15 protein-coding genes are annotated in these 20,060 nt (G+C 44.6%); 5 read left to right on the forward strand and 10 right to left on the reverse strand.

Features of this window, described 5'->3' with window-relative positions:
* Positions 1-110: 110 nt before the first annotated feature.
* Entirely contained in the window at positions 111-2,156 is a 2,046-nt protein-coding gene (locus ACS8E3_RS02880) for a BCCT family transporter (RefSeq protein ID WP_439241028.1), read from the reverse strand.
* 292 nt (positions 2,157-2,448) lie between these two features.
* A complete protein-coding gene (locus ACS8E3_RS02885) occupies positions 2,449-2,892 on the reverse strand; it encodes an HIT family protein (protein ID WP_439241030.1) in 444 nt (147 codons plus the stop codon).
* 214 nt (positions 2,893-3,106) lie between these two features.
* Here ACS8E3_RS02885 and ACS8E3_RS02890 point away from each other — a divergent pair, with 214 nt between their 5' ends.
* The 3 genes from ACS8E3_RS02890 to ACS8E3_RS02900 all read left to right on the forward strand — a co-directional run bounded on the left by ACS8E3_RS02890 (position 3,107) and on the right by ACS8E3_RS02900 (position 7,424).
* Entirely contained in the window at positions 3,107-3,904 is a 798-nt protein-coding gene (locus tag ACS8E3_RS02890) for a hypothetical protein (RefSeq protein WP_439241032.1), read from the forward strand.
* A 129-nt stretch (positions 3,905-4,033) separates the two neighbouring features.
* Positions 4,034-5,920 carry a dihydroxy-acid dehydratase gene (gene ilvD / locus ACS8E3_RS02895; RefSeq protein WP_439241034.1) on the forward strand — a complete coding sequence of 629 codons (1,887 nt, stop codon included), beginning with the start codon at positions 4,034-4,036 and terminating at the stop codon, positions 5,918-5,920.
* A 253-nt stretch (positions 5,921-6,173) separates the two neighbouring features.
* The gene (locus ACS8E3_RS02900) at positions 6,174-7,424 is read left to right on the forward strand and encodes a cation:proton antiporter (protein WP_439241036.1); all 1,251 of its coding nucleotides are present in this window, start codon (positions 6,174-6,176) and stop codon (positions 7,422-7,424) included.
* A 45-nt stretch (positions 7,425-7,469) separates the two neighbouring features.
* Here the strand turns inward: ACS8E3_RS02900 and ACS8E3_RS02905 are convergent, their stop codons facing one another.
* From ACS8E3_RS02905 to ACS8E3_RS02920, 4 genes are all read right to left on the reverse strand, one after another.
* A complete protein-coding gene (locus tag ACS8E3_RS02905) occupies positions 7,470-8,834 on the reverse strand; it encodes a serine hydrolase domain-containing protein (RefSeq protein WP_439241038.1) in 1,365 nt (454 codons plus the stop codon).
* 228 nt (positions 8,835-9,062) lie between these two features.
* Positions 9,063-9,578, reverse strand: a complete 516-nt coding sequence (locus ACS8E3_RS02910) for a protein tyrosine phosphatase family protein (protein WP_439241040.1) — start codon at positions 9,576-9,578, stop codon at positions 9,063-9,065.
* A 209-nt stretch (positions 9,579-9,787) separates the two neighbouring features.
* Complete coding sequence (locus ACS8E3_RS02915; RefSeq protein ID WP_439241042.1) at positions 9,788-10,705, reverse strand: MaoC family dehydratase; 918 nt, start codon at positions 10,703-10,705, stop codon at positions 9,788-9,790.
* A gap of 209 nt (positions 10,706-10,914) precedes the next feature.
* Positions 10,915-12,315 carry a 3-oxoacyl-ACP reductase gene (locus ACS8E3_RS02920; protein WP_439241044.1) on the reverse strand — a complete coding sequence of 467 codons (1,401 nt, stop codon included), beginning with the start codon at positions 12,313-12,315 and terminating at the stop codon, positions 10,915-10,917.
* A gap of 1,041 nt (positions 12,316-13,356) precedes the next feature.
* Here ACS8E3_RS02920 and ACS8E3_RS02925 point away from each other — a divergent pair.
* Both ACS8E3_RS02925 and ppk2 read left to right on the forward strand, forming a co-directional pair.
* Positions 13,357-14,928 (forward strand): acetyl-CoA C-acetyltransferase, encoded by a 1,572-nt coding sequence (locus tag ACS8E3_RS02925; protein WP_439241343.1) that lies wholly within the window; start codon positions 13,357-13,359, stop codon positions 14,926-14,928.
* 229 nt (positions 14,929-15,157) lie between these two features.
* Positions 15,158-16,171 (forward strand): polyphosphate kinase 2, encoded by a 1,014-nt coding sequence (ppk2, locus tag ACS8E3_RS02930; RefSeq protein WP_439241046.1) that lies wholly within the window; start codon positions 15,158-15,160, stop codon positions 16,169-16,171.
* A gap of 47 nt (positions 16,172-16,218) precedes the next feature.
* Here ppk2 and ACS8E3_RS02935 read toward each other — a convergent pair whose 3' ends face one another.
* The 4 genes from ACS8E3_RS02935 to lpxK all read right to left on the reverse strand — a co-directional run bounded on the left by ACS8E3_RS02935 (position 16,219) and on the right by lpxK (position 19,970).
* Entirely contained in the window at positions 16,219-16,566 is a 348-nt protein-coding gene (locus ACS8E3_RS02935) for a PilZ domain-containing protein (protein WP_439241048.1), read from the reverse strand.
* Between the two features lie 129 nt (positions 16,567-16,695).
* Positions 16,696-17,808 carry a DNA polymerase III subunit delta' gene (locus tag ACS8E3_RS02940; RefSeq protein WP_439241050.1) on the reverse strand — a complete coding sequence of 371 codons (1,113 nt, stop codon included), beginning with the start codon at positions 17,806-17,808 and terminating at the stop codon, positions 16,696-16,698.
* A gap of 108 nt (positions 17,809-17,916) precedes the next feature.
* Positions 17,917-18,756 carry a 3-deoxy-manno-octulosonate cytidylyltransferase gene (gene kdsB, locus ACS8E3_RS02945; RefSeq protein WP_439241052.1) on the reverse strand — a complete coding sequence of 280 codons (840 nt, stop codon included), beginning with the start codon at positions 18,754-18,756 and terminating at the stop codon, positions 17,917-17,919.
* 47 nt (positions 18,757-18,803) lie between these two features.
* Positions 18,804-19,970 carry a tetraacyldisaccharide 4'-kinase gene (lpxK, locus tag ACS8E3_RS02950; protein ID WP_439241054.1) on the reverse strand — a complete coding sequence of 389 codons (1,167 nt, stop codon included), beginning with the start codon at positions 19,968-19,970 and terminating at the stop codon, positions 18,804-18,806.
* Positions 19,971-20,060: the final 90 nt, after the last annotated feature.

Raw genomic sequence — 20,060 nt, forward strand, 5'->3', positions numbered from 1 at the left:
ATAGATCTATTAGTAAAACTACCTTTATAGAAAAATAAAGCATGAGAAATAGTTTGGCCCTAAAAAAAGACAACTTTTCAGCTGCCTTTCTTCATTTAAAAACAAAAGGTCTACTTATCAAACACACTGCCCTGTTCAAGTGTGATGTCTTCATCATGCTCTTGCATACGCCAAGGCAGAATATTTGGGGAGACATTAACGAAGTGTAGGTATTTTTCAAACTGATCGATGATGTCGTTAATCACCGACTCTGACTGATAGCCATATAGATCATAGGTTTGACCACCACGGCGCAGATATACCTCAGCACGATGATGGTGCTCTTGCGGCAATGAATTCGCCGTATCCTCTGTATAATAATCAGGAATGTCATGCTCAGACAAACGAACCTCGTACCAGAACTCAACGTTTTCGCCACGTCTTAATTCAAGCACTGCGCGATTATTGACCTCATCATAATTAACATCAGGCAACCAACCTGTCTCTTTGAACTTCTCTGCAACCTCATTCATTGATGACATAACTGTGCCTTTGATATAATCAAGCACTTTATCGCGAGTTGGCTGATTGGTCATGTAGTCAATACGGTCACGCCATGCATCGAGTTTAAGTAAATGGGGCGGCAAATGATTGTCATTGGCTAAACTCTGATTACGATGTCCTTCGATACGTAGCGCACGCCACATACCAAATGTCGAAATCAATATAATGACCGCAAACGGCAAAGCACTGACGATAGCGGCTGTTTGTAACGCGCTTAAACCACCTGCGATGAGTAAAACTGCGGCGACCGCACCTTCGGTTACCACCCAAAACGAGCGCTGCCACCATGGCGTATCACTACGTCCACCCGCAGCAAGCGAGTCGATAACCAACGACCCTGAATCTGATGAGGTGACAAAGAAGGTGATAATCAACAATACTGTCAAGGACGATACTATCTGGGTAAAGGGTAAGTTCTCTAATAATTTAAATAACGCTATCGCTTGGTTGTTCTGCACTTCGCCAATCAAGGCGTCATAACCGTCAACCATAATCATATGTAGCGCAGTATCACCAAATACCGAAAACCAAAAGAAAGTAAAGAGAGTTGGCACCAACATCACACCCACTACAAACTCACGAATGGTGCGGCCGCGACTAATCTTAGCAATAAACAGACCGACAAAAGGAGCCCATGCAATGGTCCATGCAAAGATAAATAGCGTCCAGCTACCGATCCAATCACTCGATTGATAAGCTTGTAAGCTAAAGGTGCGCTCAACGATATTGCCCAAATAGCTGCCTGTATTTTCCATAAAAGCATTGAGGATAAATACCGATGGACCAACGATAAACACAAATATCATCAACGCAGTTGCCAACACCATGTTTAGGATAGACAACCGTTTAACCCCTTTATCCATCCCAGCCAATACCGAGAGTAGCGCTGCCGACGTTACCAAGGCAATGATAATGACCTGCACCGTTGTACTCACAGGAACCATGTTGGGCAACAAATAATTCAAACCTGCATTGATTTGCGCTACTGATAAACCCAAACTGGTGGCAATACCAAACATTGTACCCAGAATCGCAAATACATCGACGGTATGACCAATAGGCCCATGAATTTTGTCACCAATTAACGGATATAGCGTTGAGCGCACTGATAATGGCAACCCATGGCGAAAAGAAAAATAGGCCAGGGACAACCCTACCACGCCGTATATCGCCCAGATGTGGAATCCCCAGTGAAAATAGGCAATCTGCATGGCTTCTTTGGCAGCAGCAATGGTTTGGGGTTCTGAAAGTGGCGGACTAGCAAAATGTAGCACAGGTTCAGCGACACCATAAAATAGTAAGGCAATACCGTACCCTGCGGAAAACAGCATAGCGAACCACTCAAGGAACTTATACTCAGCCTCGGCGTGGTCAGGACCCAATTTAATACTGCCATAGGGCGAAAATGCTAAAGCAATAATGAAGACCAAGAATATAGCGACTGCCAACATATAAAACCAACCGAAAGTATCGGTGGTAAACGCCAGTACTGAACTAAATAACTCGCCAGCCGCTTCTGGATTAATCGCTGTGCCAATGACTAATAACAGCATGATGGCGGCGGCTGGCACAAATACTGGCAACAAAATAGTGGAGCGAGGTAATTTACTCATAAAAGATATTGTCCTCAAATTAAGGGCACTTTTATCGAATGAAAAGCTCATTCGTACAGATGAAGTGGTACAGATGCGCCCAACAAAGTATGTTTTTTACCATACTCTGTAATCAAACCCCAGATACAAGCTTGCGTTGTAACATTAATTTAACGCTTGTTACATGATTATTACTAAGCAATAAAAAAGGCAGCTTTTCAACTGCCTTTCTATATCTAAGATAAGATCATTAGAACTCAATACCCTTATTTAATGCAGTTACTTTATGAAGCCTAAAAACAGTAAAAACATATTAAAAAGCTGAAATCGCTGCTGCAAGTTGCTGTGCAGCATGAGCAAGCTCTTCGCTATCTGCTTGGGTAACGGCATGGCGACCCAACTCATGAATGCTGCTAGGAATCAGATGCACATGATAATGAAACACTGTCTGTCCAGCTTCACTACCATTGAGCTGCATTTGAATAATACCTTCACGCTCGAACACCTGACGCTGAGCTTGCATAACTTTTTTGGCAGTCATTAATACCGCGGCGGCATACTCCGGCTCAAGATCGGCTAGATCTACCGCTTTTTGCTTAGGTATCACCAGCACATGACCTTTGGCTTGCGGCATGATATCCATAAAAGCTAGCGTTTTATCATCCTCATAAACCTTATGATAAGGAATATCACCGTCAAGCATTTTGGCGAAAATATTATTGTCATCGTAGCGGCTAGGTTGATTGTTTTGACTCATAATCTATATCCTTAATAGTAATTTTTCGGTTCTATATATAAAAGAATACTGCAATATAGTGAACGAAATAGCAAGAGAGCATAAACCATGACTGGCAGCTTTCAGATAGATTAAAGAGTTATAACCAATCTTTTGCCCTGTCACTCCACTAATTTATTAACGTTTTCTAGCTATCAATGTTATATTAAACCTCTACTCTGATAACACGACTGTTATGGATTTAACTGCCTTGCCGACTCAATCAGCGACTAATATGACTACTGATCAAAATATCCCCTTAAACTCCCAAAATATAGTGTCATCAGATAACATGACGTCTACTGATAAGACTGCAGACAGTACGTCACAAAAGCAAGCAAACGTCATTGATCCTAATGCGATTATCTTGGCGCAAGCACTAACGGACACGGCTATTAGCTGGCGCATTCATAATTGCAAAATCAGCGAAAAAACCGTTAGTCAGGAGTTGCCGCTGCAATTCTTATATCACTATGATAGCCTTGATGATGGTATCAAACAGACACATCCTTTGACTCCAAAGCTGCTGGCACAGTTTAACACCCTGATGAGCGCTAAAGAGGCAGCGGCGGTTTTAGGCATCAGTGCCGACTTGATAGCGACGCCTTGGCATGTCAAAGTAATCGGTTCGTTAGTTGTCTTTAGTGAGGCGCTGCAATTAGCAGTGCGATTACATTGGACCAATACTGCCAAGACTACTGAGCAAATTTATACCCAAAACAAAGCTGATGCGGTGATTGCTGCCTTTAAAGACTGGCAGTTTTTTGGCCGCGTTGATGTACTCTACAAAAACCACAAACAAGCTTTAATCAGCATCGATGAGTACAGTATCGATAAAGACAGCAACGTCGATGATTGGGTGCTGACCCTTGCCGCTAGCAGTGATTATCAATTGCTACCCGCTACCCATGCTCTGAGCATCCTCTCAAAACTTGAAGAACACAAATCTAAACTACCTTGGTTTGAGGCGGCTATACTAGAACGCATTGAGTAGTATCTGAGCCACTGACTATATGCAGCACGCTAGAGTGCAATATGCTATCAATAATAATTATCACTATTCAATTGCAACGATTAAACCAAAAACAAACGCACCTTTTATTAGATTAGTAAGGAATATCACATGGATTATCGCTCAAAAACCTCTACCGGTGGTCGTAACATGGCAGGCGCACGAGCTTTATGGCGCGCAACGGGGATGACGGATGGCGACTTTGGTAAGCCTATCATTGCCATTGCCAACTCTTTTACTCAGTTCGTACCCGGTCACGTCCATCTAAAAGACTTAGGGCAACTGGTCGCACGTGAGATCGAAAGCGCAGGCGGCGTAGCAAAAGAGTTCAACACCATCGCCGTTGATGATGGTATTGCGATGGGTCACAGCGGTATGCTCTACTCGTTGCCGAGTCGCGACTTGATCGCTGACTCTGTGGAGTATATGGTCAATGCTCACTGCGCCGATGCCCTCGTGTGTATTTCTAACTGCGACAAAATCACTCCCGGTATGCTGATGGCGGCTATGCGTCTCAATATCCCAGTGGTGTTTATCTCAGGTGGCCCGATGGAAGCGGGTAAAGTTCTTGCGAGTACAGTCGGTAAAAGCCACAATACCGATGGTGATGACAGCAGTGCCATACGTAAACTTGACCTTGTCGATGCGATGATGGATGCCGCTGATGACAGCATCAGTGACGAAGACGTCGCTACCATTGAAGCCTCAGCTTGTCCAACTTGCGGCTCATGCTCTGGTATGTTCACCGCCAACTCCATGAATTGCTTGACTGAAGCCTTAGGCTTGGCTTTACCAGGCAACGGCTCATTACTAGCAACGCACTCTCTACGCCGCGAGTTATTCTTAGAAGCCGGTCGTACTATTGTATCTCTAGCCAAGCGTCGTTATGAGCAAGATGATGATTCAGTGCTACCACGCTCTATCGCTAGCAAAGCTGCCTTTAAAAATGCCATGACGCTAGATGTCGCTATGGGTGGCTCGACCAATACTATTTTGCATTTATTGGCTGCTGCTAATGAGGCCGAAGTCGATTTTAAGATGCACGATATCGACGAGTTAAGTCGCAATGTGCCTTGTTTGGCTAAGGTTGCCCCAGCCTCACAAAAGTACCATATGGAAGATGTGCATCGGGCGGGCGGCGTATTTGCGCTGTTAGCTGAGCTGGATCGTGCAGGCTTGCTCACTACTGATTTGCCGACCATTCATAGCGCTACTATGAAAGAGGCGATCGATAAGTGGGATATTATGAATCCTAATAATCTTGAGGCACGCGCGCGTTATATTGCTGCTCCTGGTGGCGTACGTACTACACAAGCTTTCTCACAGTCACAAGAATGGTCAAACCTTGACGTTAACCGTGAGTCAGGCTGTATCCGTAGCGCTGAGCATGCTTATACTGCGGATGGCGGTCTTGCAGTCCTTTACGGCAATATCGCCGAGCGTGGCTGTGTGGTCAAAACCGCAGGCGTCGATGAGAGCATCTTAGTGTTCACTGGTCGCGCGCGTCTCTTTGAGTCGCAAGATGCTGCTGTCGAGGCGGTACTAGCTGATAAAATCGTTGCAGGCGATGTGGTTATCATTCGCTATGAAGGACCTAAAGGTGGTCCTGGTATGCAAGAGATGCTCTATCCGACCACTTATCTCAAGTCCAAAGGCTTAGGTAAAGAGTGTGCACTACTTACCGATGGCCGCTTCTCTGGCGGTACTTCAGGATTATCCATTGGTCATGCCAGCCCAGAAGCTGCTGAGGGCGGCGCTATTGGTCTAGTGCAAGAGGGCGATACGATTCACATTGATATCCCCAACCGTACTATCAATATGGACGTGAGCGATGCGGATTTAGCAGCGCGCCGCGAAGAGATGGAAGCACGTGGCCGCGATGCTTGGAAGCCCGTTGATCGCGTACGCCACGTATCCCCTGCTCTACGTGCTTATGCCGCAATGACGACTAGCGCTGATACTGGCGCGGTACGTGATGTCAGTCAAGTAGAGCGCTAATAGCTTCTTTATAAATACTTTCCGCTACCCCTAACAAAAAGCCAGCCTACGCGCTGGCTTTTTGTTGTCTAAAAATAGCTGACCTATCCTTAGTAACCTCGGGTAATCCTACCCGCTACTACCAAAAACCAACGTATTATTTAAAGTGATAACGTTTTTTTGCGGAAATGCTTAGACTTTTTCTGCATTATAAGTAACGATTCAGGCTATTTAGATGTTGGTAAATATTAACTTATAGGCGTACGCAACTCTTATGCTCGAAAACTATAACTATATCCTTCTAATAGGCGGCGTCGCGTTTTTGCTAGGGGCAATCTTCCCCATCATCTCCAAACGTGTACCTATCTCGTTGCCTATGCTGCAAGTCGCTTTTGGGATGATAGTTGGCTATTTTTGGCTCACGCTATCCTTTTTAAACCCTTTAGACAATAGTATCGTCATCGAAAAGGTGACTGAGATTGTAGTGTTAGTGTCTTTAGTTGGCGCAGGTATCAAAATAGACACTGAGCTGGCTTGGGATTTATGGCGTCCTACGTTGCGCTTATTATTTATTACTATGCCGATCTGTATTTTTGCTATGGCGGTACTCGGCTATTACACTTTTGGATTGACTATAGGCGCTGCAATATTATTGGGCGCGGTACTCGCTCCTACTGACCCTGTCTTAGCTTCTAGTATTCAAGTAGGGCCACCTAATACCGGAGGTGAAGATACACCACGCTTTACCCTGACCTCAGAGGCCGGTCTCAATGATGGTCTTGCTTTTCCTTTTGTTTATTTGGCGATTAATATCGCCGAAGCTTACAATGAAGGTCAGCGATTTACTGGGGAGATGCTGTGGTCGTGGTTTACTTATGAGGCATTGTGGAAAATATTAGCCGGCGTTGTCGTTGGTGTCTTAGTTGGCAAGCTCCTAGCAAAAGTTGTTTTTGCTAAGAACTCTGACGAGACCAATATATCGCAAGGCTATACTGTTATTGCCTTAACTTTACTGGCCTATGGCTTAGCAGAATACGTACATAGTTATGGTTTTATCGCGGTATTTATCGCCGCCTTTGCTTTTCGCCGCTCAGAACATAAGCACTCATATCATCAAAAGCTACACGACTTTGCAGAGCAATCAGAGGGCCTGCTGATGTCAGTCGTCTTAGTGGCTTTCGGTATGCTTATTGGTCAGTGGCTACACTCTGGCATTGAGCTGACATGGTCGGTATACCTTGTCAGCTTTGCTTTTTTATTTTTGATACGTCCTATCAGCGGCGTGATAGGCCTCACTGGGCTGAATATGCATCATACCGAAAAGTACGCAATATCCGCCTTGGGCATTCGCGGTATTGGTACGTTGTACTATCTATCCTATGCGCTTAATAAAGATCTATTTAGCGAAGCTGATGCCACTAAGCTTTGGATAGTCTGCATAATGGTCATCTTGATCTCTATCTTCATTCATGGCCTGAGCGCGCCGTCACTATTAAACATGACGCCAGACAAACCGCGCCGATAACTTTTAGCTATACGTGCTTTTATTTCAATAAATTCTTTATATCTTTTAGGACTGAGCATCAATCATCTTTATTACCGCTTCAGTCAGGGCAAACTGACGAATATCATTAAGCATAGTCACATCGAAGTTATGAATAAAAGCAAAAGACAACTGCCGTGTCGGCTCACACCAGGCCACTGAACCGTTATAGCCCATATGCCCAAAACCTTGATCGGTGCTTGGATTAACGCTATCATCGCCACTTTGACAAACGCTAAAGAGTTTATGATAGCCCAAGCACCAATTCATTGCGGCGGGCATCACCGCATCCATACCTACAGCTTGTGGCTCAGACAGCTGCGCAAAAGTATCTGCATCTATCAAGGTTTTACCTTCCCATACGCCGCCATTAGCGAGCATCCCGTAGATAGTAGCGAGGGCTTGCGCTGAAGCGACACCGTTGGCAGCAGGGATAATAGCTTGAAGCGTTTGCGGATTATAATAGTCGATAGGCTGCTTGCTGGCAGGTACTAGTGCGGCGCGGTAATTACTCGCATTAATAGCACTGTGATCGAAGTATAAGCGATTGATTTTTGTAGCGGTCAATGGCGCATCATGTTGATTTTTATCTGCTATTAAAGAGGGTTTTTGCTTGTCAGCCAGTTGTTGCCAACACCCATAGCTTGGTAGCTGCTTATAAGTCGCTAAGGTCTGCTCTGACTCTGCTTTTAGTACTGGCTTGTGGCGTCTCGTTGTCAATGGCTCATTTTCTGACGCTGCATTGGCAAAGTCTTTCGCTAATACAGCTACTTTATCAGCTTTGTCTGCGGGCACACCAAAATAACAGCTCTCAGCGTGACCTAAAGGCTCAGTCAGATAATGACGTAGCGCTGCAGCAAGTGTCATGTCAGTCGCCTTTTCTATCAAGCCGCCTAATACCCAGCCATATACCAGCGCACTATAAGCACTGACAAAACGCTCAGCAGCATCGATCTTATTGATCGGCATCGCCGCCACTTCTTCAAGCATTCTCGGCCAGTCTAATAAAGTCGCATTATCCACTTCGATAGCACTAATGGCGAATAAACTGGCTTGATGCGACATTACCTCTCGTAGGGTAATCTTTGCTTTCCCATTAGCTGCAAACTCAGGCCAATAGCTGGCAATAGGCTTATCGTAAGCCAGTATACCCTCAGAGACCAGAACATGCGCTAGCGTCGCCAGCACCCCTTTCCCAGTAGAAAAGTTAAGCGCTAGAGTGTCTGCTTGCCACTTATCATCGCTTCGTGCCTGTCCTATGCTTGCAGTCGCTATGCATTCGCCTGCCTGATAAACGACCACCGAGCCGCCTGCTGGCGCGTCCTCTAGCTGCAGATCATTGAGCCATTGTTGTAAACAAAGCTGCAAGTCGCTGTTAATACTTCTGGTCATAATACTTCCTTGTATAAAATATAGTTAAAGTAAAATAAAGTGGAATTTATATCACTATCCGGTCTTATCACTGTTTATTTTCAAATTACTATCTCAGTCATCATTTAAGTTATTATCTAAGTCACTCTACCAGCATAAACCTGAGTTTCGATATAAAAAGGCGACTTATAGTGATACAAGTCGCCTGTTATTATCTAACGTCAATTGAATCGCTAGTAAATCATACTCTTAACGTGGCACTAGCAAGCGATTATAAGTCTCTTGCTCTAGCTTTTCGTTCAGCCCATGACTATGACCGCGCTCCATAGCAGTGTCCATCTTACGGCCACGTAACCAGCCTGCACGTAGAGCAACAGCCGCGCCTACTCGGCTGCCTGAGCCGCAGTGCATGACAGTTTTTTTGCCATGGTGTTGACGCAAAATATTATCAAAGGCTAGGATGTTGAGCTGCTTAAGATCAGCAGCGCTAGCGATAGGCAGATGCTCGTAAGCCATCCCCGCTTTATGTACCGCTTCAGCCTCATCAAAGGCTAGCTCTTCATTCGCTTGTAAGTTGATGATTAGCTCCACTCCTGCTTGCGCAAGAGCACTTACCTTTTGCTCATCGAGCGCTCCGCAAACGATAGTCTGCTCAGCTGGACGAAAATAAGGCGCCAGCGTCTGGGCAAGTGCTACGCCGTTGTCAGAGTCGTAAAGAGTATCTGTATCTTGTGATGGTGTCGATTGAGTTGTATTTTGGATCATAGTGATAAAAGAAGTAAGTAGTAAATGAATAATTAAGATTGGCTTTATTGGCTGTGTTGAAGTTGAAAGACTATTCGCTCACTGCCGCAACAATATAAAATATTGACCGTATTTAACACCGAAATCGAAGCGCTTTAACGCTGATAGCAAATATCTATCAGCGTTCATTACTTCAATATAAATAAAACAGTGCTGTTTATTACTGCAAGTTATTGCGAGTCTTCTATTAATTTGACGACGCCAGCTAAATGCGGCTTATCGTTTTTGGCGCTATATAAACCAAAATTACAATGATCATCGCTACTTTCGAGCTTATCGGCTGGCTCAGCGATGAGCTCTACTTCTGAAGGCAAGAAAATAGGCAGCTTGAAAGACACCTCAGCGCTATAAGCATCTGGCAGATCATTCATCATCGCTAAACACTTGGCTTTTGACCACATACCATGAGCGATAGCTTTTGGAAAGCCAAAAGCTTTTGCCGATAAAGGATGCAAATGAATCAAATTAAAATCACCTGAGATAAAGGCATAACGACGACCGATATCCTCTGGCACCTCAAACACTTTATGTACGCCTTTTTCATCAACTATAGGTTTGACGGTTACTGGACGTGGCTTACTTTTCTCAGTGCTATTACCTTTAGGTTTTTTACCACGAGCCAAATAAGTAGAGGTACCTTCCCATATGACGTCCTCTTGCGATTTCACCGTCGTCACAAAATCAAACTGCTGACCTTGCGCATGATCACGCAGATTAGCAAAACTGACTGACAAAGTGACCGTCTCACGCTCACCGATAGGCCGATGCTGGGTCACTAAGTTATCAACATGTACTAAACCTAACATCGCAAATGGGAATGGTTCTTTGACCATCATATTCATCTGCAGCGTTTGTGACAGTACCGCAAAATAAGTAATCGGCACTTTACCGTTGTCACTGAAGCCGCAAATCTTACGATAATCATTTAAGTTGCTTTGATCGATATGCAAATCGTCTACAGTATAAGTGGCTGATGGCAATGCATCTTTACTGACCTTTGTGCTGTCGCCAATTGGCAGTAAGCTTTTGATGATATTGGCATAAGTAGTATGCGCTTTTGGCAGCGCATCATAATGGGTATCTGACATAAATCTATCCTAGGTAGGGCTTGGCAAACTTTTAATGGAACAAATGACCTAACGGTTTCAGTCTCATGGCTATCTATTCCTGTGTTTTTATCATAAAAAAGCCACCCTCGGGCAGCTTTATTAACATTTATTGGTATTTTTTTCGTAAGCATATGTGAGCTAAATTTATTTATATTAATAAAATCAATGACTTACATAAAAATAGCAGACTAAGCGCCTAGTAAGCTTTGACCACAGACGCGCACTGTATTACCGTTTAAGCCACCAGAGGCAGGAGACGCAAGCCAGGCGATAGTTTCAGCGACATCGACAGGAAGTCCGCCTTGGCTCATAGAGTTCATACGGCGACCCGCTTCACGGATAGCAAATGGGATAGCTTCTGTCATTTGCGTTTCGATAAATCCTGGTGCGACCGCATTGATCGTCATGCCTTTGCCCTCAGCCGCTAACTGTCTGGCGGTTGCATCAACTAAACCGATAACGCCCGCTTTTGAGGTGGCATAGTTGGTCTGACCTAAGTTGCCGGCGATACCTGAGATTGAAGAGACACAAACGATACGCGCATCATCTTTTAATACTTCTTTTTCAAGTAAGTATTTATTGAGCTCAGCTACGCTATTTAGGTTAATATCGATAACCATATCCCATTTTTTCTCATCCATATTGGCAAGCGTCTTATCACGTGTCACACCGGCATTATGGATAATAGCGTCAAGACCACCGCGCTTTTTCGCTGCATCAGCAATCTGCTCGCCTGCATCCGCACTAGTGATATCCACAGTCAAAGTTGAACCACTGATTTCGCTAGCGACATTTTGCAAGTCCGCTTGCTGCTGTGGCACGTCAAGACAAATCACATGCGCGCCTTCACGAGCTAATACCCGCGAGATAGCCTCACCGATACCGCGACTTGCGCCAGTGACTAGCATCGTTTTGCCCGCAAGCGGCTGTGACCAATCGATATCGATGGTATTACCTGCACCAACACGGACGACTTGACCTGAGACGTAAGCTGAGCGAGCTGAGGTAAAGAAGCGCAGTGCTGAATCTAAATTTTTCTCGCTGCCCTTTGCCACATAAATAAGTTGTGCGGTGATGCCGCGTTTGAACTCTTTACCTACGGACTTCACAAAACCTTCAAGCGAGCGCTGGGCAAGCGCGGTTTGCACATCGTCGATATCTTCAGGCGGGCGACCAATAATGACCACGCGGCCAGATTTTTCAACGCTACGAGCGACTTGATGAAAAAATTCATATACTTGTTTGAGCTCATCAGCATTACTGATATTACTGGCATCAAATAACAGTACTTTAAACTTATCTTTGCTACCTGTATTTGCTTTGGCTTCGATACCGGCTTCTATTAACGCGTCTTTGGCATCATCACGGCTATTGACATAAACCTCAGCATGCAGGTTCGATAAAATACGCGCAACTGAGTTACTGACACTCATGTCATCGCCTTGTGCACGGCCAATTAAGACGCTGCCACGTACTAAGCGCTGACCACTTTCAAAACGATCTAGACTTACTGGCTGCGGTAGCCCTAAGTTTTTGGCAACTTTTTTGCCAATTGAAGATTGTACAAAATCACCATAACGGTCTGACATAAAATACTCCTGTATATAAAGATGAAGAATAATGAATAGTTATTAAATTGTATAGTGTAAAACGAATAAGATTAGCGACTAACGCTAAATCACCGCTTACGGATAAAAACCGAACAGCTACATTTTGCAGCCATCTAGCTCATAACACTCAATAAGGCGTTGCTAACCTATAGCGTCTGAACAAAACATGTACTTATTATAAAGACTCACCTAGGAGATAATTATAAGTGTTTAGTAAGTACTGTTATATAACCCTTACCCACAATAGGCCTATTATAAAATTCTGCCAACTTGTCATCGCTGACAGTAGCACTGATAGAACTTATTAATGTTTATTAAAAACAGGGTTTGTTGAGAATAGGGTTAAACCGCTTTTAAACGATCTTAGCAAAGCATCTATATTAACCAACTATCGACAGCATCTGCAAACCGAATAAAAGTCAATAGACCCTCTCGATCACAAACGTAGACAGCACAGTTACTCTATAATCATTCAAAAAAAACTCGCTTATGTTAAAATCTGTTCGGTACTTACTATAAGTTATGATCTGTCCTGTCAATGATAACAATATATTATTGAATGAGCTACTCAGTATTCAGCCTAGTCAATACTGCTCAGTCTAATATTTATAGCTCACTGTTTGCAATTTTGTCTTTTTGAGCTGCAAATATTTGCTAAAGCCCTACAAGAAGGTCATTAAAATTATTATGATTAGCAGTTATCATCTTATATATTGATTAATAATTTTTTATTCTTTATACCCTAACATTCACTACTACTTTAAGGATACCTTTATGAGTAACAAAAAAGACAGCCCTATTGTTGGAACGACAGTCGTTAAAGGTGACGATAACAGCGCTAGCACCAAAAAAGCGACGGCTAGCAACCAAAGCTCTACTCCATCTACAGGCAACGATGCACAGTATGATTCTATCGCTGACCTAAAGCAACATACCGATATTCTTGATGCCGAAGGTAATCCAGTTACTGATCAAGATGTCAGTGCCGAAGCGGATAAAAAAGCTAAAATCAAAGAAGACATGGCTAGTGACAAAAAAGCAGCTAAAGACGAAGAGCTTGCTACCCTTGGCGCTGCTCCTGAGTCTAAAACCACTGACAAAGCAAAAAAAGATAATGCTGATAAAAACGCCACTGATAAGAAATCAGCTAGTAAGCGCACTACTACTAGCGAAAGCTCTAAAAAAAGCACCACGACCAAAAACAACGCTAATGAGAAAAAAGCTATGCAAGACAAAAAAGATGAACCAAAAGCTGCCGCCACTAAAAAACCTCGTACGGCGCCTAAAAAGAAAAGTACAGCATCAAGCTCAGAGCAGCAGCGCGTCGCTATCTTAGGCGGTAACCGTATTCCATTTGCACGCTCAAATGGTTCTTATGCTGATGCCAGTAATATCGATATGCTCACCGCCGCTTTAAAGGGTCTCATCGAGCGTTATAACTTGCAAGACGAAGTAGTCGGTGAAGTAGTTGCAGGCGCAGTAATGAAACTAAGCCGCGATATCAACTTGACTCGTGAATCAGTGCTAAACACCGCTCTAAACGCACATACGCCGACGTATGATATCGCCCAAGCTTGTGGTACTGGCTTGCAAGCGACTTTTGCTTCTGCTAACAAGATCGCTCTAGGTATTATCGATTCAGCCATCACCGGCGGCGTTGATACCACTTCTGATGCGCCTATCGCAGTGGGTGACGGCCTACGTAAGGTTATGATCAAACTAGGAGCGGCTAAGACTAACAAACAGCGCCTAAAAGCCTTAATGGGTCTTAATCCAAAAGATATCATTGACTCTCCACAAAATGGTGAACCACGTACTGGCCTATCTATGGGCGAGCATCAAGCGATCACTGCTCTTGAATGGAATATCAGCCGCGAAGATCAAGATGAGCTGGCATTCAATAGCCACAAAAACCTGGCTCGAGCTTACGACGAAGGCTTCTTTGACGACTTGATCACTCCTTATAAAGGTCTGACTCGTGATAATAACCTGCGTCCAGATACCACTTTAGAAAAGCTAGCTAAGCTCAAGCCAGTATTTGGTAAGAAAAACGCCAACCCAACCATGACCGCTGCGAACTCTACGCCGCTCACTGACGGTGCCTCATGTGTACTATTAGCCAACGATGAGTGGGCCGAAGAGCACGGTCTAAAGCCATTAGCTTATATCGTGCATCAAGAGACAGCCGCGGTAGACTTCATCGGTAAGTCTGGCGAAAAAGAAGGCTTACTCATGGCACCTGCTTATGCCGTGCCGCGTATGCTTGAGCGTGCCGGTCTGACTCTACAAGACTTTGACTTCTATGAGATTCATGAAGCCTTTGCCTCACAAGTGCTGTCAACGCTAGCAGCTTGGGAAGATGAAACTTTCTGCCAAGAGCGTTTAGGTCTTGATGCGCCATTAGGCTCTATCGATCGTAGCAAGCTTAACGTTAACGGTTCATCATTAGCAGCCGGTCACCCTTTTGCAGCAACTGGTGGTCGTATCTTAGCGACAGCAGCCAAATTGCTAGATAAGAAAGGCTCAGGTCGTGCGCTTATCTCTATCTGCGCCGCTGGTGGTCAAGGGGTCACTTGTATTTTAGAGAAGTAGTCTGAGATCCTATTATTTATTAGCTAATCGATGATTCGTTAATTTTACTATCGTAAAATCCTAATGCCTTCTGATGATAATCAGAGGGCATTTTTTATGGATGTAATATTTTTTATTGAGGCTACCTTTTATTAATAACACCTAACCTCTTTCTTGGTTTTTCAAAAGATATGGTAAAGTAAAGATACCCCTAGCCCTGCTACGACATTTTTATATTAATGAGTTTTATATGACTAAGATACCATCAGCAATAGACCCTGACTCACTGACCATTCAAGAGCGACGCGAATTAAGCCCGTATGAGAGAGAAAGTTTTGTAGAGCGTATGGACAAAGAAGTGTTCGATGATGAGCTGCGGCGCAAAATGCATCTAGATTTAATCGATACCTATGATGAAGAGCTTGAAAACGAAATTGACGATTATGTGCGGGATTTTCGTTTCGATGGTATTGAGATGAGCGAGCATGAAATTCTAGAGCGGCGTACCTACTTTCAAGAGTTGGTGCGCTTACAACGAGAGCTGATAAAACTCCAAGACTGGGTGGTGGATCGCGGTGAGCGTATCGTTGTGGTCTTTGAAGGGCGTGATTCTGCGGGTAAAGGCGGCGCTATTAAGCGCATCACTCAGCGGCTAAACCCGAGGGTTTGTAGAGTGGCAGCGCTACCAGCGCCTACCGAGCGTGAGCAATCACAATGGTATTTTCAGCGCTATGTGGCCCATTTGCCAGCGGCGGGTGAGATCGTATTATTTGATCGCAGTTGGTATAACCGCGTTGGTGTGGAGCGAGTCATGGGGTTTTGTACCGATGCGCAATACGAGGAGTTTTTTCAATCGGTGCCTGAGTTTGAGCGTATGCTAGTACGCTCAGGTATCCGGCTGGTGAAGTATTGGTTTTCGATTACTGATGATGAGCAGCACTCACGGTTTATGAGTCGCATCCATGATCCGCTAAAACAATGGAAGCTGTCACCGATGGACCTACAGTCGCGTCGGCGCTGGGAAGATTATACTAAAGCGAAAGAGACGATGTTCGAGCGCACTCATATTCCAGAAGCCCCATGGTGGGTGGTTGAAGGTAATAATAAAAAGCGTGCGAGGCTCAATTGCATCGCACACTTGTTAGAGCAAATCCCTTATGTTGAAGTGCCCCGTGATGAGGTAGACCTACCCGATCGTAAGCGTGATGACGAGTATTACCGCGAGCCTATCCCCGATGATATGTACGTGCCTTCGCGGTATTAGGCAATTATAGAACCGACGTAGTATAAGAATCTATGTAGTATAAAAACCTACATAGTATAAGTGTTTTGCTGACTGTCTATCTTGCCGGCGAGCAAACGCTCCACTTCGTTTTTAATTCTTTGACCAGTGACATCTTTACCGATTTGCACCGCGAATCCTGCTGGACGATGGGCATTGGCTTTATGATTGATCCAGACTACTTTGCCATTCATCGGTAAGCGCTCTTTTGAGTTTGGCAGAGTAAAAGCCACAAACACCTCATTACCTAAGCGCTGCTCAAGGTTACTGGGCACAAATAAGGCGCCGTTATCGACAAAAGATAAATAACTGGCATATAAAGTGGTGATATCTTCAATATGACAAGTAAGAATTCCACCGCGTCCTGGCATAGCCATAATCAGCTCCTTGAAGGTTAGGCTTTTAAATATAGAGTTTTATAAGGTTTGTTGCAGGTTTGTCTATTTACGTATAAAAGCTAGAACAGTTGCTATTAGCCTCACTGTAATATTTTCAAAGTGAATGGGTTATAACACTGCTAATGCTTGCATGAGCTTATCATAGGCGAACTTCTCTTGGACATTTTGTTGTAGAGAAATTTTGATTTGTTGCAAACTATCGATAAGACTCTGCATCGACCTCTCTGTCGGCTTGTGCTGCGCTACAGCTTTGGGTAGCTCAGTATCGTTTTGAATACTCGCTAAACCCATATTTATCCGGCTAATATCTAGGAGCATAAGCTCGGTTAATTTGATGAAGTCGCTGAGACTGAGCTGCTGCTGCCAATAATCACTGGCCGCTAAGCTGCTACGCTTGCCACTACGCAGGGCCTGCCAAGTCGTCAGCCATAATGCTCGGTTACTGTACCAATCGGCCTGTGCCAAAGCTACCGCAGCTAAAGGCGCGCCATTAGCGAGCTGTAGCAGCTGCTGGATCTTATCTGGACTGACTGCTTCACGGTTAATAGTACTGCCAAGCGCCTGCTGCACATAGTCAGCTGCGATAGAAGGCTCAATGTGCTGCAAAGGCAATTGCTGTACTCGGCTCTTTATAGTGGGAAGTAATTTGCTCGGCGTATTACTCAGTAAAAACAGATGGACTTGCGCTTGCGGCTCCTCCAATGTCTTTAACAGCGCGTTAGCGGCTGCAATAGTCATTTGTTCGGCATAATCCAATACACAAATCCGTAACCCCTGCCCGCCTTGATAAATAAAAGGCTGTAGCGCGCGAATATCATCGACCTTAATAGTGACTAGCGCCTTACTAGTCGATTTGGCTGACTTGTTACTGCTGTTCGACTTTTTATGATTAGACTTAGAGCCTTCTCGAGCATTCTCATGCTCGGCATCAAGCGGCATACTCGTTAAGGGCAATACTTGTAAGCTTGGATGGGTCCCTGACTTTAGCCACTGACAGCTTTCACAATGACCGCAGGCCCCTTGCCGATGACTGGCTTGCTGATGGCACAATAACCAAGCGACGAAGCGCCAGACAAACGCCCGCTTACCCATGCCCGCCATCCCTGCTGCCAGCAACGCGTGCGGTAGGTTGTGCGGCGGCACTAGTACTCGCTCAGTCAATTGAGTCCATAGCGACTGCTGCCAAGGTAATAACGGCGAAAAATAAATACTATCGGTCATATCCCTTATTACCTTCAATCGTTATCATCAACTGTCATCTGCAAAATAATTATTAATAATCTATTATTTATTTTACTTAGGCTATTTAACTGTTTAACTTTTATAAGCCTATGAGTTATGGTATTGCTGGAAATCGTTTAGGCTCATAGCATTGAGTCGATCTAAGTCTTCTTGCGTATCCACGCCCGCCGGTAATTGCAGCGCGGCAGCAGCAATCGCAATATGACCACCGTTTTCTAAAATACGTAATTGCTCTAGGCTCTCAAGCATCTCAAGCGGTGTCTGTGACCATGACACGAACTGCTCTAATAGACTCACTCGATAAGCATATAAGCCCAAATGACGATAAGCATTTTTTGGCGGCTTAGAGTGCAGATCTTTTGATACGGCCTCTTGATTATCGCAAGCCATCGCTAAAGCGAGATCACGATCACAAGGGATAGGCGCACGGCTGAAATAAAGCGCGCGCTGTTGCTGATTGACGGTAGCATTCACGACTTTGACTACTGAGGGGCGCATAAAACTGGCAAAATCTTCGATCGGCTCATATAAAGTTGCCATGACACTAGCGCTATCATTGACTAGTAGTGTTTTCACTTGTTCTAACAGCAAAGGCGGTACTAATGGTTCATCGCCTTGCATATTAATAACAATATCCTCTTTATCCCAGCCTTTAATGGCAGCCACCTCTGCTAGACGATCGGTTCCTGAAGCATGATCACTGCGTGTCATGACCACCTCAAATCCTGCTTCTGTGCAGATCTTCGCGATGCGATCATCGTCAGTTGCGATACACATATCATCCGCAAAACCTGCCGCTTGCGCTTTTTCTGCCACCCATAGGATCATAGGCTTACCATGTATCGTTAATAACGGCTTACCCGGCAAACGCGTACTTTTGAAGCGTGCCGGAATGACGATGTGAGTTTTAAAAGGTGCAGATGCCATAGCTATTTCCATAATGAATGATAAAACTAGCGCTATCGTTGGATATTTTAGTGAATAGTTGCATTATGCGTGGCAGCGCAAGTAGCGTTGTCTATCAAAGCAGTATTGATACCTAACGCCTTGAGTTGCTGCTCTAGCGTCTGATAGCAAGCCTTAGATAATTCTGCGCTCACAGGTAACACCCAAAGCCTAGCCGCAAGCTCATCCCAGTCATGACTAGACTTAGCTTCTTCGCTACTTGCTACTCGTTGGCGCTTTTGCCGCCATAACGCTTTTATTTTCACCGCATCTTTGCTAGTAACCACGATAGGATACTCAATATATTGTAAAAGCTCTGCCAAACTAAAGTCATAATGATCAGGATAAGGATGCTGAACAACCTCAAAACCAAGCGTTCTTAGGGTATCAAAAAACCGCTGCGGATAACCAATACCACTCACACCATGTACTGTACTGCCAAGCTTAGGAGCGGTTAGCTGACTGATGCTGTCGGCACTGCTCTCTGATGCGTTATGCGCTAGCAACCGCTTTAATGGACTAGGCTGCAAATGCATGATTAATTCATTCGTCGCTTGCAGGCTACCGCTCAAGACCGGAGCATCGAGTTTTTTGTGATAGATGACAGTGCTGTCTTTGAGCCTTGATAGCGGCTCGCGAAGATAGCCTACCGGCAATAACTGGCGATTACCAAAGCCGCGCGCAGCATCCACCACAATCCATTCAATATCGCGCTGCAGAGCATAATGCTGCAAACCATCATCAGCAATGATCAGCTGAATATCTTTATGAGCTTCAAGCAAAGTCGTTATCGCTTGCTTACGATTTGGACAGACTGCCATAGCGACGCCAGTTATATTGACAATCAAACAAGGCTCGTCGCCGACGGCGCTTGGTAAACTATCTGTCGTCACTAGCGCTGGCATTTGCGTACTATCGCCGCCATAGCCGCGACTGATGACGCCGACTTTGATACCCCGCTGCTGCAAATAGTGCACTAAGCTAATAATTAATGGCGTTTTACCACTACCACCTACAGTGATGTTACCGATGACCATAACTGGCACAGGGGCTCGGTAACTGGCCAGCCATCCTAACTGATAAGCCTTACGGCGCACGGCGGTTAGCAGTCCATACAAGCCGCTTATTGGTAACAATAACCAAAGCCAAAGCGCTTTTCGCTGCCACGCATTAGTAATCAGTGTCTCTAGTTTCATAGCGTTAACACTACTCTTTTATTGCCATATCAGTTAGATACTTATTGAGTCAGATGTCCTATGCCTTGCTTTTAAAAGTCTATTCTCAAT

It is taken from the genome of Psychrobacter sp. 2Y5, assembly GCF_051847375.1.
Lineage (GTDB): Bacteria > Pseudomonadota > Gammaproteobacteria > Pseudomonadales > Moraxellaceae > Psychrobacter.